The sequence below is a fragment of the Paraburkholderia sp. GAS33 genome (assembly GCF_050436645.1).
Lineage (GTDB): Bacteria > Pseudomonadota > Gammaproteobacteria > Burkholderiales > Burkholderiaceae > Paraburkholderia > Paraburkholderia phenazinium_B.
The window spans coordinates 33,218-50,494 of the sequence record NZ_JBNDMP010000017.1; the positions used below are offsets into that span (position 1 = coordinate 33,218).

The 17,277-nt window shown below is 62.4% G+C and carries 15 protein-coding genes; 2 read left to right on the forward strand and 13 right to left on the reverse strand.

What is annotated here, in order from left to right; translation table 11 throughout:
* Positions 1 to 2 precede the first annotated feature (2 nt).
* Positions 3 to 1,886 carry a phosphogluconate dehydratase gene (gene edd / locus P3T24_RS34490; RefSeq protein ID WP_429441271.1) on the reverse strand — a complete coding sequence of 628 codons (1,884 nt, stop codon included), beginning with the start codon at positions 1,884 to 1,886 and terminating at the stop codon, positions 3 to 5.
* 290 nt (positions 1,887 to 2,176) lie between these two features.
* On the opposite strand from edd, the gene P3T24_RS34495 reads away from it, so the two are divergent.
* Positions 2,177 to 3,022, forward strand: coding sequence for a MurR/RpiR family transcriptional regulator (locus tag P3T24_RS34495; RefSeq protein WP_429286605.1), 846 nt, complete (start codon positions 2,177 to 2,179; stop codon positions 3,020 to 3,022).
* 163 nt (positions 3,023 to 3,185) lie between these two features.
* Here P3T24_RS34495 and P3T24_RS34500 read toward each other — a convergent pair whose 3' ends face one another.
* From P3T24_RS34500 to bamE, 10 genes are all read right to left on the reverse strand, one after another.
* Entirely contained in the window at positions 3,186 to 4,781 is a 1,596-nt protein-coding gene (locus P3T24_RS34500) for a YadA family autotransporter adhesin (RefSeq protein WP_429441273.1), read from the reverse strand.
* A 707-nt stretch (positions 4,782 to 5,488) separates the two neighbouring features.
* Entirely contained in the window at positions 5,489 to 5,905 is a 417-nt protein-coding gene (locus tag P3T24_RS34505) for a CopD family protein (RefSeq protein ID WP_074262469.1), read from the reverse strand.
* Between the two features lie 60 nt (positions 5,906 to 5,965).
* The gene (locus P3T24_RS34510) at positions 5,966 to 7,288 is read right to left on the reverse strand and encodes a glutamate-5-semialdehyde dehydrogenase (protein WP_429441354.1); all 1,323 of its coding nucleotides are present in this window, start codon (positions 7,286 to 7,288) and stop codon (positions 5,966 to 5,968) included.
* A gap of 139 nt (positions 7,289 to 7,427) precedes the next feature.
* Positions 7,428 to 8,555, reverse strand: coding sequence for a DNA polymerase III subunit delta (gene holA / locus P3T24_RS34515; RefSeq protein WP_429441275.1), 1,128 nt, complete (start codon positions 8,553 to 8,555; stop codon positions 7,428 to 7,430).
* Positions 8,556 to 8,603: 48 nt separating this feature from the next.
* Positions 8,604 to 9,155: an LPS assembly lipoprotein LptE gene (lptE, locus tag P3T24_RS34520; protein WP_074262472.1), complete on the reverse strand. Its 552-nt coding sequence runs from the start codon at positions 9,153 to 9,155 to the stop codon at positions 8,604 to 8,606.
* A gap of 88 nt (positions 9,156 to 9,243) precedes the next feature.
* Positions 9,244 to 11,835 (reverse strand): leucine--tRNA ligase, encoded by a 2,592-nt coding sequence (leuS, locus tag P3T24_RS34525; RefSeq protein ID WP_429286608.1) that lies wholly within the window; start codon positions 11,833 to 11,835, stop codon positions 9,244 to 9,246.
* Positions 11,836 to 11,977: 142 nt separating this feature from the next.
* Positions 11,978 to 12,409: an ExbD/TolR family protein gene (locus P3T24_RS34530; protein WP_429286609.1), complete on the reverse strand. Its 432-nt coding sequence runs from the start codon at positions 12,407 to 12,409 to the stop codon at positions 11,978 to 11,980.
* 70 nt (positions 12,410 to 12,479) lie between these two features.
* Positions 12,480 to 13,142, reverse strand: a complete 663-nt coding sequence (locus P3T24_RS34535) for a MotA/TolQ/ExbB proton channel family protein (protein ID WP_429286610.1) — start codon at positions 13,140 to 13,142, stop codon at positions 12,480 to 12,482.
* Positions 13,143 to 13,206: 64 nt separating this feature from the next.
* Positions 13,207 to 14,004, reverse strand: coding sequence for a 4-hydroxy-tetrahydrodipicolinate reductase (gene dapB / locus P3T24_RS34540; protein ID WP_429286611.1), 798 nt, complete (start codon positions 14,002 to 14,004; stop codon positions 13,207 to 13,209).
* 176 nt (positions 14,005 to 14,180) lie between these two features.
* On the reverse strand, positions 14,181 to 14,990 hold the full coding sequence (gene bamE, locus P3T24_RS34545) for an outer membrane protein assembly factor BamE (protein ID WP_074262477.1): 810 nt from the start codon (positions 14,988 to 14,990) through the stop codon (positions 14,181 to 14,183).
* 162 nt (positions 14,991 to 15,152) lie between these two features.
* On the opposite strand from bamE, the gene fur reads away from it, so the two are divergent.
* Positions 15,153 to 15,581 (forward strand): ferric iron uptake transcriptional regulator, encoded by a 429-nt coding sequence (fur, locus tag P3T24_RS34550; RefSeq protein ID WP_074262478.1) that lies wholly within the window; start codon positions 15,153 to 15,155, stop codon positions 15,579 to 15,581.
* 133 nt (positions 15,582 to 15,714) lie between these two features.
* Here the strand turns inward: fur and P3T24_RS34555 are convergent, their stop codons facing one another.
* Both P3T24_RS34555 and alc read right to left on the reverse strand, forming a co-directional pair.
* The gene (locus tag P3T24_RS34555; RefSeq protein WP_074262479.1) at positions 15,715 to 16,224 is read right to left on the reverse strand and encodes an ureidoglycolate lyase; all 510 of its coding nucleotides are present in this window, start codon (positions 16,222 to 16,224) and stop codon (positions 15,715 to 15,717) included.
* Positions 16,225 to 16,263: 39 nt separating this feature from the next.
* A complete protein-coding gene (gene alc / locus P3T24_RS34560) occupies positions 16,264 to 17,274 on the reverse strand; it encodes an allantoicase (protein WP_429441277.1) in 1,011 nt (336 codons plus the stop codon).
* Positions 17,275 to 17,277: the final 3 nt, after the last annotated feature.

Genomic DNA, 17,277 nt, shown 5'->3' on the forward strand with positions numbered 1-17,277 from the left:
AGTCAGACTCCTTGTTTCTGCAGTTCGTGGCTTGGGTGAACGCTTGCGTGAACTTCGCCCACCATCGGACCAAATACCGAAGCGCCCAGTTCCGCCGGCGCAGCGGCCGCACGGAAGACGCCAAACAGTTCGCGGCCGAAGCCGACTTCGTTTTCCGCCTGATGCTGCGGGACGGCCTCAGGCCGCGCCGCCCATTCGGCCGCATCGATTTCGACGTCGAGCACGCCCGCTTCAGCGTCGATCACCAGCATGTCGCCATCGCGCACCTTGCCGATCGGGCCTTCCAGCAGCGCTTCCGGCGACACGTGGATCACCGCCGGCACCTTGCCCGAGGCACCCGACATGCGTCCATCGGTAACCAGCGCGACATGGAAACCCTGATCCTGCAACACGCCGAGCAGCGGCGTCAAACGATGCAGCTCGGGCATGCCGTTTGCACGAGCGCCCTGGAAGCGAACGACAGCCACGAAGTCGCGCTTCAGTTCGCCTTTATCGAAGGCTTCCTGCACCGCTTCCTGCGAATCGAACACGATCGCCGGCGCCTTCACCTTGCGATGCTGCGCCGCAACCGCCGAAATCTTGATGACGCCGCGGCCCAGCTTGCCCTGCATCAGCCGCAGACCGCCGTCAGCCTGGAACGGTTCCTTGATGCCGCGCAGCACAGCCGTTTCCTGGCTCTCCGTCACACCCGGTACCCACGTCAGCTTGCCGTCGAGCAGCTTGGGCTCTTCCGTGTAGTGATGAAGCCCCTTGCCCGCCACGGTGTTGACGTCTTCGTGCAGCAAGCCCCCTTCCAGCAGATTGCGGACCAGGAACGCCACGCCGCCCGCCGCGTGGAAATGGTTCACGTCGGCCTTGCCGTTCGGATAAATCTTCGCCAGCAGCGGCACGTTCTGCGACAGTTGATCGAAGTCGTCCCAGTCGATCACGATGCCCGCCGCACGCGCAATGGCCACGAGGTGCAGCGTGTGATTGGTCGAACCACCCGTCGCCAGCAATGCAACGATGCCGTTGACGATCGCCTTCTCGTCGACCACATGACCGATCGGGGTGTAATTGCCGCGTTCCACCGTCAGGTCGAGCACGCGACGCGCAGCTTGCGCCGTAAGCGCATCGCGCAGCGGCGTGTGCGGATGCACAAATGCCGAACCCGGCAGATGCAGGCCCATCACTTCCATCAGCATCTGGTTGCTGTTGGCCGTGCCGTAGAACGTGCAGGTGCCGTGGCTGTGATACGCAGCGGCTTCCGCTTCGAGCAGCGCGCTGCGGTCACAGTGACCGGTCGCGAACTGCTGGCGCACCTTCGCCTTGTCGTCGTTGCCCAGACCACTCGTCATCGGGCCAGCCGGCACGAAGATGGTCGGGATGTGGCCAAACTGCAGCGCACCAATCAGCAGACCCGGCACGATCTTGTCGCAGATGCCGAGGCACAGCGCCGCGTCGAACATGTTGTGCGTGAGCGCGACCGCCGTACTCATCGCAATCACTTCACGCGAGAACAGCGACAGTTCCATGCCCGCGTTACCCTGCGTGACGCCGTCGCACATGGCCGGCACACCGCCCGCGAATTGCGCCACGCCACCGTTTTCACGGGCGGCCTGCTTGATCAGATCGGGATAATTCTTGAAGGGCGCGTGGGCCGACAGCATCTCGTTGTACGACGACACGATGCCGATATTCGGCTCGCGGATCTGCTTGATCACGAGCTTGTCGTTACCCTCGAGGCCGGCAAAGCCGTGCGCGAGATTCGCGCAGGACAGCGCGCCACGCGCCGGAAACTTGCCTTGGGCTTTATCGATGCGGGCCAGGTAGGCGTCGCGGGTAGGCTTGCTGCGTTCGATCACGCGTTGCGTAACCTTGAGCAATTGCGAATGCGGGGAAACCATCGAAGCTCCTTCGTCGCTGGCTGGGGCGAACATGCGCGGGGCCAGGTGGGGATCGCGGGGACGTCGGATTAGACCGACATCGAGAGTTTAGTAGAAAAACTACACGATCGCAATGCGGCCATCTTTCCATTTTCCATCGCCCGGAATTCCATGAAACGCCCACTACAAAGCCGTTAGACCAAAAACGCGAATCACTTAGGGAATACACCTACAGCGCGAAATGTAGTTTTTGTACATCTTCAGCAATCAGCTATAGTCCACGCATTCTTCAGCATAGTGCGAGTTTTCCAATGATGCTGTCCCAGGTGGAAGCGATGCGCGAGCAGTTGCGCCCGTCCGAGCGGAAGTTAGCGGACTACGTGATCGAAGCGCCGCGCGAAGTACTGGATCTGTCGATGAACGAGGTGGCAGCCCGCGCAGGCGTGAGTCAGCCGACCATTGCGCGCTTTTGCCATGCGCTCGGCTTTTCGGGCTTTCGGGAGTTCAAGATCCGGCTCGCGCAAGGCATCGCGGCGGAGGTGCCGGTCGTCTATCGCGATGTTCGGCCCGACGAGCCGGCACCCGGCGTCGCGGCCAAGGTGCTGGACCGGACTATCGGCGCACTGATCCAGGTGCGCAACAACCTGTCGTCGGACAGCGTGGCAGCGGCTATCGAACTGCTCTCCAAAGCGCGGCGGATCGAGTTTTACGGCGCAGGCGGCTCCGGCGTCGCAGCACTCGATGTGCAGCACAAGTTCTTCCGGCTCGGCATGCCGAGCGTCGCCTATTCGGACCCGCATACGTTTCTGATGTCGGCGTCGCTGCTAGGAGAAGGCGACGTCGTGGTGGCGATTTCGAACACGGGACGCACACGCGATATCGTCGATGCGGTCAAGGCGGCGCTGGCCGCAGGCGCAAAGGTGATTGCTATCACGCATGGCAATTCGCCCCTCGCGCGACTGGCGACCGTCGGACTCTTTGCGAATGTGGATGAGGATACGGATATCTTTTCGCCGATGACCTCGCGCGTCTCACATCTGGCCATCGGCGACATCCTCGCGGTCGGGGTAGCGTTGAGCCGGGGACCGGAGTTGGTGGAGAAACTGGCGCAGGCAAAGGAAGTGATCAACCGCCGAAGGATCGATCCGCAGACGTGATCAGCGTCACGCTTGGCGTCGTGCGTGGCATGGTCCGTAGAAACAAAACACCCTGCAGCGCGACTCGCATGCAGGGTGGGAACGATAATCCCCTCACTTGTGGTGACCTTCCGGCCACCGGGGATTTCAGCTCAGCTACCGTGCGCTATCCAAGGCAACCACCTCAGAACTCGTAACCGACCTGAGCGCGCACGCCCGCGTCGCCGGTCGACGTCACAGACACCGCGCCGTTTGCAAGCCAATGGCCGCTCAGCGAACGATAGGTAACACCCGCCGCGGCCGCCGATGCGCCCTTGTATGTTCCGCCACCAGCCGCGACGACCGTCCTGCCCGGACCCGACGGCGTCATGTTCGGCATGGCCATAGCGGCGGCTACGCCGGCATAGGCATTCTTCGCGACTTCGTTGATCGAGTTTTGCACACCCGCGATGCGACTGTCCGTGTAGCTATTCGCCTGCGTTGTGGCCGCGTTCAACTGGTCCACGTTGACCGCGTCGGTGCCCTGCTGCCCGGCCGCAACATTCGTCAACTGGCGTTCACTACCCACCGCACCCACCGACACCGAGTTGGCACGGTCGGCCACCGAGTTCGCACCTAGCGCGACCGAGTTGTCAGCCTGCGCGGCCGAGCCTGCACCCACTGCAACCGCATTGACACCCGCAGCCGATGCGTTGGCGCCCATCGCCGTAGCATGCGTGCCGCTTGCCATTGCTGCTTCCGCATTGCGATCACCGCTCGCCGTAAAAAGCGGATTCGTGGCATTGACCGCGACATTCGCCACGGCGCCGAGCGCCGCGTTCATCTGGGCGACATTCACTGCGTCGGTATCGGCCACACCTGCCGCCACGTTGTGGATGGTCGTGCCGCCCGAGGCGCCGCCGCCCATTGTCACGCTACCGTAGTCGACCGAACCGTCGGCGTTATGATCGTAAATGACCGCGGCATTTGCGTTGCCATTCTCGTCCACGAGACCAGCCGCCTTCAACTGCGATACGTTTACCGCGTCGGTATCGGCCGTACCGGCTGCGACGTTGGTGATCTGCCGTTCCTTGCCCACTGAGCCAACCGACACCGAATTCGGACGATTCGCCACCGAGTTCGCGCCCAAGGCGACCGAGCCCTCGTCCCAGGCCCGCGCGTTGCCGCCGATCGCCACTGAATCCACCCCCGTTGCCTGCGAATCCACCAGCGTCGAGTTCGAGTGGAAATACATGATGCCCGAGCCACCGCCGATGTTGTTCAGGATGCTGTTGATATTCGCGATGCTGTCGGTATTCTGCGCTGTGCGGCCGTCCAGATTATTCAGCGCATCGCCGACGGTATAGAACGTGCTGCCTCCGATGTCGTATTGCGGTCTCGCGACCGAACCATCCGGATTCACAGTCGAGTTGCCGCCCAATGCACCCGCGACGCTTTGCGAAACGCCGTACAGTTGGCTGCCGTTCACGGCGTCCGTGCTAGCCGCCGACACCGTGCCCGCCGCCACACCAATAATCTTGTTCGCGGTGCCCGAGGTTGTGCCATTGCTAAACAGGCTGAGCTGACCATGAAGGTACGCAACGGGAGACCCGGCAGAAACGCCGTCGCCGAAAATCTCCAGGCCACCTCTGGCAATCAGGCCAGATGAGTTCGAGATGAGGTTGAGAGACGTATTGCTGGCGAGCGCAGTTTGGGAACTGCTCTTGTTGCCGATGGTCGCCTGGCAGGCCGGCGAAGTCAGAGCGGTAGTGGTACCGCCGCCTGGAATTCCATCGTTCACCGCGGCACAGGTATCGTCGGTAGCGTCATTAAAAACCGCAACGGGAGCCGCCGCCGCATACGCTGTTCCGGCAGAAAGAAACCCGGCCGCAACCAGTGAAATAACACCATTCTTTACAGAGGATTTTTTCGCAGAGGCGCGAATAAATTTTGAAGCTGCTGTCCATGCGCACGTGACGTCGTTCCACATTGACCGAGATATTTTATTCATTAAGTTGTCCCCATTAGATACACAGATTTCAATTCGCAGAAACGTGCGCGCTTGCAGCGAACACGCGACGCGCTGGCCGGGGTCAACTCGTTCAACAGTCACCGCTCACGGTCAAAGGAAACGAGAACAGTATGTCGAGTGGCAAAACAGAATTGAGGTCCAGACCAGGAAATCTACGTTATTGATCTGAGTATCCGGTCGACATCGGACCAGTCTTAAATCCGTTAAATAGACACAGCAAGTTATGTCGATTGCATAACTCTTATTTAAATCGCATAGAACGTGACACAGGATGGGCAAATCCTTGCCTCCGCGTTGGAGACGGGGACCGTATCGTCACAGGCTGAATATTAGAAGTGCGTACCGATGGATAGCATCCGAACGAATCTCGAGATGCCAAAAGGACGCTTTAACCCGGCATTTATGAATTGATACCGGGTTGCCGCAATTGATGAAGATTTACCGCATCGGTTCTCTTAGAAGAATTCCGATTATTTTTAAAACGGCTTTAAAACCACCAACGCCACCGCCGCCAGCATCCCCAGCACGGGCAGTTCATTGAACATCCGATACCACTTATGCGTACGACGGTTCTCACCCCGTTCGAACGTCGCCAGCAAACGTCCGCAATAGAAGTGATAGACGATCAGCAGCACGACGACGGTGAGCTTCGCGTGCATCCAGCCCTGCCCACGCCCAATGCCGACCACCAGCCACAGCCACAGCCCACAGGCGAGCGCGGGAACTGCAATGAAGCTCATAAAGCGATAAAGCTTCCTCGCCATGATCAGCAGGCGTGCCGTGGCGGCCGGTTCCGTTTCCATCGCCAGATTGACGAAGATGCGCGGCAAGTAGAACAGGCCGGCAAACCAGGAAGCAATCAGAACGATGTGAAACGTTTTTACCAGAAGCATTGGCGGTCCTCTTGCGTCGAGTTGGCGTTGTTGATCGCGCGCCCATCAGCGCGCCGAGGGTTACTGACGGCCTTCGCCGTGCCCGAGCACAACGTACTTCAGCGACGTCAGCCCTTCCAGTCCCACCGGCCCGCGCGCGTGCAGCTTGTCGTTCGAAATGCCGATTTCTGCGCCAAGGCCAAATTCGAAGCCATCGGCAAAGCGCGTCGATGCGTTGACCATCACGCTCGCCGAATCCACTTCGCGCAGGAAACGCATCGCGCGGTCGTGGTCTTCGGTGACGATCGCATCGGTGTGCGCGGAACTGTAGGTGTTGATGTGCTCGATCGCCGCATCGAGGTCGTCGACCACCTTGATCGCCAGCACCGGTGCGAGATATTCGGTGCTCCAGTCTTCCTCGGTTGCATCGACGAGCGGGCCGACGCCCGCCGCTTCGAGTACCTCGCGCGCTGCCGGATCGACGCGCAGTTCGACTTCCTTGACGCGATACAGGCGCCCAAGCTGCGGTAGCACTTGATGCGCAATGCCACGCGCCACCAGTAGCGTTTCCATCGTGTTGCAGGTGCCGTAGCGGTGCGTCTTCGCGTTGTCGCACACGGTCATTGCCTTGGTGATGTCCGCACGGTCGTCGACGTACACGTGGCAGATTCCGTCGAGGTGCTTGATCATCGGCACGCGCGCTTCTTCCATCAGGCGTGCGATCAGGCTCTTGCCGCCGCGCGGCACGATCACGTCGACGTATTCCGTCATCGTGATCAGCGCACCCACGGCAGCGCGATCCGAAGTCGCCACTACCTGCACGGCATCCTGCGGCAAACCGGCCATCTCGAGGCCTTCGCCAATCAGCTTCGCCAGCGCGGTATTGCATTCGAGCGCTTCCGAACCACCGCGCAGAATCGTTGCGTTGCCTGACTTCAGACACAACGCGGCGGCGTCGATCGTCACATTCGGCCGCGATTCGTAGATGATGCCGATTACGCCTAGCGGCACGCGCATCTGCCCGACCTGGATGCCGCTTGGACGGTATTTGAGGTTGCTGATCTCACCGATCTGATCCGGTAGCGCCGCGACCTGGCGCAGGCCTTCGACCATCGTCTTCAGCGCCTTGTCCGACAAGGTGAGACGGTCGATAAACGCAGCGTCGTGCCCTTTCTCGCGTGCGCGTGCAACGTCGCGTGCATTGGCCTCTTTCAGCTGCGCCGACTCACGTTCGATCGCGCGGGCCACTGCCTCGAGCGCGGTGTTTTTCGCTGCCGTCGACGCCCGCGCCATCGCACGCGAAGCGTGCCGGGCGCGGCGGCCGAGGTCGGTCATGTACTGGTCGATATTCATGGTGATTCTCGTGATGTCCGTCCGCGTCTTCGGTACGCGGTGGACAGGCAGAATTAGCGAAAGATCAAACGATTGTAAGTCTGGTTGCGGCGGCTTGCCGGATGCGTAGCCAACGGGGCCGATCAGAGTGGTTGCTGCGCGCTCACAGTCAGACCAGCGTCAAAACGCAGCCTGCAGGCGTGCGCTCTGTTCAGACCGGCCTGCGCACCGGCGTGGCTGGCGGTCGTGGCCTGCCAGGCGACCCGATTGGCGCAGCCGTCGCCTTCGCCGCCGCAGCGACTGTCATCGCCAGTTCGAACAGCCCATCCCATGGGTCGGGCGGTGGGTCATTGCGATGATTGCCAGGCGTGCCGCCGGACAGCCCCTTGACCTGGCGATCGAGCTTCGCCGCGAGCGCGAGCGCCTTCTCCAGCGCCGCTTCGGTTACGCGCGACAAAGCCGGGCCGATCAGCCGCTCACGCGGCCCCCACACGCGGTTTTCGCGCACCAGCATCGCAAGCGGCTTGCCCGCCGCCACGCCGCGTTTGATGCGCAAAAGCGTCCGCACTTCCTCGACAACGGCCCACAGCACCAGCACCGCCGCCTCGCCTTCGCCGCGCAAGCCGTCGAGCATGCGGGCAAGCCGTCCCACGTCGCCCGCCAGCATCGCCTCGTTCAGCTTGAAGACGTCATAGCGCGCGACGTTCAACACAGCGTCCTGCACCTGCTCGAGACTCAACGCCCCGGCCGGATAGAGCAACCCGAGCTTCTGAATTTCCTGATGCGCAGCAAGCAGATTGCCTTCCACGCGCTCCGCAATAAACTGCAAGGCGCGCCGCCCTTCCTCGCCGGCAGCCACACGCTGCCCCTGCTGCGACAGCCGCTGGCCGACCCAGTTGGGCAACTGCGCCCGCTCCACCGGATCGATCTTCAGCGCCACACCCGCCTCGGCCAACGCAGTAAACCAGCCGGACTTCTGCGTTGCCGCATCGAGACGAGGCAGCGTGATCATCGTCAGGACATCGGAATTCACCGCGTCAGCGAGCGACTTCAACGCATCCGCGCCTTCCTTGCCCGGCTTGCCAGATGGAATCCGCAGCTCGACGAGCTGCTTGTCGCCGAACAGCGACATCGACTGGCTCGCACCCAGCAGCGAACTCCAGTCGAAGCCACGCTCCACCGTGAACACCGAGCGATCGGTGTAGCCGGCCGAACGCGCGGCCGCGCGGATCCGGTCGCCCGCTTCCTGCGCGAGCAGGTGCTCGTCGCCGTACACGACGTACAGGTCGGCGAGTCCCTTCGCGAGGTGCGCTTCGAGCGCGTCAAGTCGCAGTTGCATGGCTACGGATCAACAGGATTGGCAAAACACGTCCGTGCAAGGTGCCGCTCAAAGCGGCGGCGGCGGCAACGGCACGCGCGGCGCAACGGCAGGCGCGCCTTGGCCCGGCGCCGGATGCAGCGAATGCACGACACCCAGACGGCGGATCAACTGATCGACGGCGTCACTTTGCATGTCCGCGTACAGGAGATCCGCTTCGGCCATTTTCGCCTGCGTGAACTCATCGCTGTAAGTCATGGCGCGGTTCAGCTCGATCGCGCTTTGCGGAATCAGTACCGTTCCGTCCGTGCCGTTGAGCGAGTAGAGCAGCGTGTAGGTGACTTCATATTCTTCGACGACGCCGAGAGAATTCATCGTCAGCACGCTGTTGCCACGAACCTCGGAAACATGCAGAACGGCATCCGCGTTCGACACCGCTTTGACGATTACCGTGTCGCTGCCGCCTTGAACCATTCGAGTCAAACGGCCGAGGAACGGGGCCGGCGCGCCCGCAACAGCGAGGCGCTTAAACGGATAGTCCTGCTGACCGCGTAGCTGAAAACCGCACGCGGACAACACCATTACCCCACACGCCAGCGTCAAAAACGATCTGCGAGTCACATTGGCTCCTGGTTCGCAGTAAATGCTGTACCACACTCGGATGGCGCCACGGCTCGCGGCGCCGCCCTGCTTATTGCCAGCTTCGGCGTCAAACGACGATGTTCACCAGGCGGCCCGGCACGACGATGATTTTCTTCGGCGCATTGCCTTCGCTGAACTTGGCGAACATCTCGTGCGCGAGCGCGGCCTGCTCGATCGCGTCGCGCGGGGCGTCCTTCGCGACCGTGACCGCACCGCGCACCTTGCCGTTCACCTGCAGCACGAGTTCGATCTCGGCCTGCTCCAGCGCCTTCTCGTCGACCTTCGGCCAGGGCGCGTCCAGCAGCGTACCAAATTCGTCGGCATAGCCGAGTTCCTGCCACAGCTGATAGGTCGCATGCGGCACAACCGGGTACAGCACGCGCAGCAGCACGCCATAGCATTCGCGCAGCACGGCGGGGTGAGCGCCCTTGGCGCTGTCGAGCGCGTTGAGCATCTTCATGGCCGCCGACACCACCGTGTTGTACTGCAAACGCTGGTAATCGAAATCGGCCTGCTTCAGCACGCTGTAGATCTCGCGGCGCAGTACCTTGTCCGTTTCGCCGAGTTGCGCGGCGTCGAACGAAGCCTGTTTGCGCAAGGCCGCTTCGTTCGCGTGGCCAAAGCCCCAAACGCGGCGCAGGAAGCGGCTCGCACCTTCCACGCCGGAACCCGACCATTCAAGCTGCTGCTCGGGTGGAGAGGCGAACATCACAAACAGACGCGCCGTGTCGGCACCGTACTCGTCGATCAGCACCTGCGGATCGACGCCGTTGTTCTTCGACTTCGACATCTTCTCGATGCCGCCGAGCACCACAGCCTCGCCGTCCGAGTTCAGCACGGCGCCGACCGGACGGCCCTTTTCGTCGTGCGTCACGGTGACGTCGGCCGGGTTGTACCAGGTCTTCTTGCCCGCTTCACTTTCGCGGTAGAAGGTTTCGTTGAGCACCATGCCCTGCGTGAGCAGGTTCTTGGCCGGTTCGCCGAAATTCACCAGGCCCATGTCGCGCATCACCTTCGCCCAGAAACGCGAGTACAGCAAGTGCAGGATCGCGTGCTCGATGCCGCCGATGTACTGATCCATCGGCGCCCAGTAATCGGTGCGCTGGTCGACCATGGTCTTCGCATCCGGCGACGCATAGCGATAGAAGTACCACGACGAATCGACGAAGGTGTCCATCGTATCGGTTTCGCGCTTCGCGGCGCCGCCACACGTCGGACACGTGCAGTTCACGAACGCTTCGGATTTGGCGAGCGGGTTGCCCGTGCCGTCCGGCACGAGATCCTCGGGCAGCACGACGGGCAGATCCTTCTCGGGCACCGGCACGTCGCCGCAGGTCGGGCAATGGATGATCGGAATCGGCGTGCCCCAGTAGCGCTGACGCGAGACACCCCAGTCGCGCAGACGGTAGGTGACCTGCTTGTCGCCAAGGCCCAGATCCTTCAGGTCGCTCGCGATCGCATCCACGGCTTGCGTGTAAGTCATGCCGTCGTACTTGCCGCTATTGATCAGCGTGCCGTCCTTGTCGCCATACCATTCCTGCCAGGCGTCGGTCGAGTATTCCTTGCCTTCGAGCGCCACCACCTGTCTGATCAGCAGACCGTACTTCTTCGCGAAAGCGAAATCGCGCTCGTCGTGCGACGGCACGCCCATCACGGCGCCCTCGCCGTAGCTCATCAGCACGTAGTTGCCGATCCACACCTCGACCTGTTCCTGCGTCAGCGGATGCGTGACGTAGAAGCCGGTGGCCATGCCCTTCTTTTCCATCGTTGCAACGTCGGCCTCGGCGACACCGCCGCGCTTGCATTCTTCGATGAACGCCTGCAGTTCCGGCTTGTCTTGCGCCAGACGCGTGGCGAGCGGATGCTCGGCCGCGACTGCACAGAAGGTCACGCCCATGATCGTATCGGCGCGCGTGGTGAAGACGCGCAGCACTTTCTGCTCGCCGTCGATCTCATACGGGAAGCCGAAGTTCACGCCGAAGCTCTTGCCGATCCAGTTCTGCTGCATGACCTTCACGCGCTCGGGCCAGCCAAGGCCTTCGAGGTCGTTCAGCAGTTCGTCGGCGTACTGCGTGATCCGCATGTAGTACATCGGGATCTCGCGCTTTTCGACCAGAGCGCCGGAGCGCCAGCCGCGCCCGTCGATCACCTGTTCGTTGGCGAGCACGGTCTGGTCGACCGGGTCCCAGTTCACCGTACCGGTCTTCTTGTACGCAATGCCCTTTTCGAGCATCTTCAGGAACAGCCACTGGTTCCACTTGTAGTAATCGGGGCTGCAGGTGGCGACTTCGCGCGACCAGTCGATGGCGAGGCCCATCGCCTGCATCTGCTTCTTCATGTACGCGATGTTGTCGTACGTCCACTTGGCGGGCGGCACGTTGTTGGCGATCGCGGCGTTTTCCGCCGGCATACCGAACGCGTCCCAACCCATCGGCATCAGCACGTTGTTGCCGTTCATCCGCAGATAGCGGTACATCACGTCGTTGATCGTATAGTTGCGCACGTGGCCCATGTGCAGCTTGCCCGACGGGTACGGCAGCATCGAGACGCAATAAAACTTGGGCTTGTCGGTGATTTCCGTTGTCTTATAGGCGTCGCTGGCGCGCCATTGCCCTTGCGCGGCGGCTTCGACGTCGGAGGGAACGTATTTTTCGTGCATGGTGTGATGGGATCGCTAGGTTCGGTGCTTTCGCACCGGGCCTGGTGCTCTGCTAGATGAAATGGCGTCGTTTCCCCTTGTGCAGGGGAAAACGCTGATTATACCGTTCGCCGAGGGGTCTGCCGCGCGCCGCGCGGCATGGCTAATGGCCCAGCACGGGCGGCGGCGGGTCCGTCACAAAGCCTAGCCGCTGTAGCCCCGCCTGCTGCGCCGCGCCCATCACCTGGGCGATGACCTCGTAGCGCGTCGAGCGCTCGGCGCGCAACTGGATCTCCGGCTGTTCCTGCTGCTTGCCCGCTTCCACAAAGCGCGCGCGCATCTGGTCGAGCGTCAGGGCATTGCCGTTCCAGTAGATCTTGCCCGCCGCGTCGATGGACAGCGAGATCGTCTGCGGCGTCTGACGGGCCGGCGCGGCGGCGACTTTCGGCAGGTCAAGCCGGATCGCGTGTGTGAATAAAGGCGCGGTAATGATAAAAATCACGAGCAGCACCAGCATCACGTCGATCAACGGCGTCATGTTGATCTCTGCCATCGGCGCTGCGGTCTGCCGTTTTTCGAGTCCGCCGAATGCCATGTCGACCTCCTGCCTGACTAAAGCTGAACTGGGCTAAGCTGGTTTCACCTGATGCGAGCGGCGGCGCCGCTCAAGCGGGCGCGCAGACATAGGCGTGCAGATCGTGCGCGAAGCCGTCCAGTTCCTCGGACAGTTGCCGCACCATGCGGCCGAGCACGTTGTAGGCAAGCACCGCGGGAATCGCCACCACGAGGCCGAAGGCCGTCATGATCAGCGCCTCGCCGACCGGCCCGGCAACGTTTTCGATCATCGCCTGCCCGCTCGCGGCAATACTGCCGAGCGCGTGATAGATGCCCCACACGGTGCCGAGCAAGCCGACGAACGGCGCCGTGCTACCCACCGATGCCAGCAGCACCTGGCCAAACTCGAGCCGCCGCTGCGAGGTGGTGAGCGCTTGACGGAGCGCCCGCAAGACCCGCTCGCTGCGCTCGACGCGTGCGAGCAACGCACCGGGGATATCCACCTCCGAGGCATGCAACGCGGCTTCGGCGAGCGGCGTGAAGACCCGTTCGCTATCGACACGCCGCAGCGCCGCGACGCCGTCCGTCAGGGTCGACGCCTGCCAGAACTCGGTTATCGCGCGCGACGCCTGACGCTTCGCGCGGCTCAGAACCCAGCTTTTGACGATCAGAAAACACCAGCTCGCCACCGACATCGCTAGCAGCACATAGGCTACCGCATGGGTGATCGTGTCGCTGGATTGCAGGTAGTGAAGAATGCCGGTGCCTGCCATTGGACCTCGCCGTCGGAAAGTGTGCGCAGATGGGATACGGGGCGCACGCCGAGCATACGTGCGCTCAGCGCAGGCCGAGTACGTCCTGCATGTCGTACAGGCCGCTTGCGTGGCCTTCGAGGAAACGCGCCGCGCGTAGCGCGCCCTGTGCATAAGACAAGCGGCTCGCCGATTTGTGCGTAATCTCGACGCGTTCGCCGGTACCGGCGAACAGCACGGTGTGATCGCCGACGATATCGCCGCCGCGGATCGCCGCGAAACCGATGGTGGACGGGTCACGCTCGCCGGTGATGCCCTCGCGGCCATAGACCGCGCAGTCGTCGAGATTGCGGCCGAGCGCGCCGGCGATCACTTCGCCCATCGCCAGCGCGGTACCGGACGGCGCGTCGACCTTGTGGCGGTGATGCGCCTCGATGATCTCGATGTCGTACCCGGTCGCGAAGTGCCGCGCCGCGTATTCGAGCAGCTTCAGCGTGACATTGACACCTACGCTCATGTTGGCGGCAAAGACAATGCCGATCTTTTCAGCCGCCGCGCGAAGTTGCGCCTTCTGCTCGCTTTCGAAACCCGTGGTGCCGATCACCATCTTGACGTTGTGGCGCTGCGCCGCTTCGAGATGCACGAGCGTGGCCGCCGGCCGCGTGAAATCGATCAGGGCGTCGGACTGGGCGAACACCTGCTCGATATCGTCGCTCAGCAGAATCCCAGTTTGCTTGCCGAGGAAAGCACCGGCATCCTGACCAAGTTGCGCCGACCCGGTCCGCACGAGCGCGCCGGAAAGCTTGACGCCAGAATCGTTCAGGACGGTTTCGATCAGCATCCGGCCCATACGGCCCGAGGCACCGGCAATAGCAATGTTCATGGCAGTCACGCGCGAAATATGACGTTAGAAACGACGGGGTAAAAAACAACGCGAAGCGCAAAGCGCGTCACAGGGCACCTGAAAGCGCGCCCCACAGGACAGAACACAAGGCGCAACAAACACAAATGACGGGCTCGCGCGCTAAACGCGGCCCGTCATTGTCAGGGACAGCGTATTTAGCTACCCGTTCCCGTGGTCGCCGGAGCGGACGTCAGCGGTGCGTTGTAGGTCGGCCCGTTGTTGCTCTGCGAGCCAGCCGGTCCCACCGGGTTGTCCTGCTGTTCGCTCGGCACGGTAGGCGGCGCCGGACGCGTGAACTGGAACTGCGGCGCGCCAGGCGACGTGGCGCCTTGCGGGACCACACCACCGTTCGCGGTCGGCGTACCTGCGCGCACCGACGGCGTGATCTTGCCGCTCGGGGCCTGCACGGCGTCCGTTGCACGATTGGCCGCCTGCGCGGCTTCGGCGTTCGGATCCATGGACTGCGCAGACACCGTGCCGGCCGTTGCCGGCGGCGTAGCCGCAGCGGCGCCCGAAGCGGCAACCGCCCCGCTGGCTGCCGCAGCCTCTGCTGCCACAAACGCTTTCTTGCCGCGCTTGTCGCCGTCGATTTCGGCGAGCAATTCAAGGTTGGACGGCAGATCCTGACCGCCCGACCAGTTCGCAACCGTATCGCCCGAGAAGTTCACGACGAAGTCACGCTGTTGCACGACGCTCGTATTGCCACGCTTGAAATAGAACACGTAGTCCCAACGGTCTGCGTGGAACATATCCGCCAGGAGCGGCGTGCCGAGCAACTGGCGCACCTGGTCCCGTGTCATACCCACCTTCATTTGCGCAGCTGCCTCAGCCGAGACAAAATTGCCCTGCACAACGGTAATCCGATAAGGCGTGATGCTTTGCGCGATTCGCTGCGTTACGCTGTCGTAGGTCGAGCACCCGGCAAGAACCGCGACAGTCGCTGCAGCAATCAAGGTACCCCGCATGCGGCTCCCCCGGTAGATCAGTAGAGATTTTGAAATCATTTCACTCACCGTGCGGGCCCTGCCTGTGGCGGACCGCGCGAGTTTCATTGCATCGAAGATGACCTGAACAGCGTAAACACATTACTATTAGAACCCTGCATTGTACTCTAGGGATCCCTTGTCATGACCAATCCAACCGATCTGAAAAATATCGGGCTCAAGGCGACCCTACCGCGCCTCAAGATTCTGGAGATTTTCCAGCACAGCCCGGTGCGCCACCTGACTGCGGAAGACGTCTACCGCAACCTGCTGCACGAGGAGCTCGATATCGGGCTTGCTACGGTCTATCGCGTGCTGACTCAGTTCGAGCAGGCGGGGCTTTTGTCGCGCAGCAACTTCGAATCCGGCAAAGCCGTGTTCGAACTCAACGAAGGCACCCACCACGATCACCTGGTGTGTATCGACTGCGGGCTGGTCGAGGAGTTCTTCGACCAGGAAATCGAGAGCCGCCAGCAGGCTATTGCCAAAGAGCGCGGTTTCAAGCTGCAGGAGCACGCGCTCGCGCTGTACGGCGCCTGCACGAAGGAAAACTGCCCGCATCGCAAGCATTGAGCGGCATTATCGTCGCGAGCCTCATGGTTCGCGAGCCACGCAGGTAATAAAGAGAAACCCGGTCGTCGTCAGTCGGCCGGGTTTTTTTGCGTCCAGGGTACGCAGCGCCTACCGTACGGTGCGTTCGAGCTGCTCAGAGGCCGTAAGCGTAGGTAACACGCGCGAGATGCCACGGCTCAGCCAGCGCAATCTCGTCGCAATTGGGCTGATCGCCGCCTCGATCCACCACCACGAAATCGCTGACGCGCTCGAGCGCGAGCAGCGGGTGGTGCCAGACCCCTTTTGCGTAGTTGACGCCCTGCCAGCCCTCGGTCCAGAAGCCGCGCATGTGCGCCGGATCGAACTCGCCAGCCGGCGCGACGACGATCAGGTAGCTCAACGCTGAAAGCGGGAGGAAAGCCTGACTGCCGAGCGGGTGGCGCTCCATCATGTTGATCTCGACCGGCAACGCACGCGGTTGCGCGCGAAACAGGTTGATCAGTGGGCGGCCGCCCTGCTCGCCCACGTCGACCTGCGCAAGATCGTGGTAGCGCTCGGTCGTGCCGCCATTGATAGGAAAGTGACGTGCGCCGTCCAGTTCGATCACGTCTCCAAACGGTGCGAAAGCTTCGCGCGTCAGGCGCTCCATCTGCAGGATCTTCATTGCGGTGTCTCCGTTGCCATGCTCCTCCGGGTGCTTCGCTTACGCCAACTCACCCCACAGACGCAGGCGCGAGACGCCACCGTCCGGATAGATATTGAAGCGCACATGGGTGACCGGGCCGAGCTTGGACAGTTCGGCCTCAAACGGATGCACGTGGTCCATCTGCAGTTTCTGCTCGCCCATCAGCACCGGCCAGAACATGGCCTGGGTGACGAGCGACTCGTCCGTACCACCCGTCACGCTCGCGGCCTGCAGCGAGCAGCGGTCTGGGAAATTGCCCTTGAAATGCGCCGTGTCCACTTCGACCTTGCGAATCACACCGGGTCGCGCCAGCGCGACGATCGCCCAATCGTTGCCTGGCTCGCGGCGGCGGCGCGTTTCCCAGCCGTCGCCCATGTTGACCCCGCGTCCTGGCATCAGCATCTGCGAAGCCGGTCCGAAATGCTGGTTGTTCGCGGCGACCAGATAGGCGCCGTTTTCAATCGCCGCCAGATCGATCAGGCTGGCACGTTCGACGCGATCCCAATCGCGCTTCGGCTGTCCGTAGACACGCAGACGCGCGAGACCGCCGTCCGGGTAAAGGTTCACACGCAGGTGCGTGAAGGCGCGCGGGTCGCTGACTTCCACGTAGTGGTGCTGATTGCCTTGCAGCGTCATCGCGGGCACGACGACTTGCCAGTCGGCGTTGTCGGGCGGCGTGTCGCTTTCTGCATGGCAGCCTTCCAGTGACGCCGCCGGCGGAAAGTTGCCGGTGAAGTGGCTCGTATCCAGGTCCACGCCATGAATGACGCCTGGGCGCGCGAGCCGGACCACGCAATAGTCGTGTCCGGTGGTGCGCTTGCGGCGGGTCTCCCAGCCGTCCATCCATTTGCCGTGATCGTCGTACTTGCCAGGAATGAACACCGCCGGCTGCGGTTCGAGCATGCGCTCTTTGGGCGCGAAGAATTCATCGCTTGCATAGAGCGCCTGCGCACCCAGGCGCGGGTCGGCCAGGTTCATGTAGCGGCGCGTGAAAGCGGGAGCGTTTGGGTCGAGGGTCGGAGTAGCCATGGT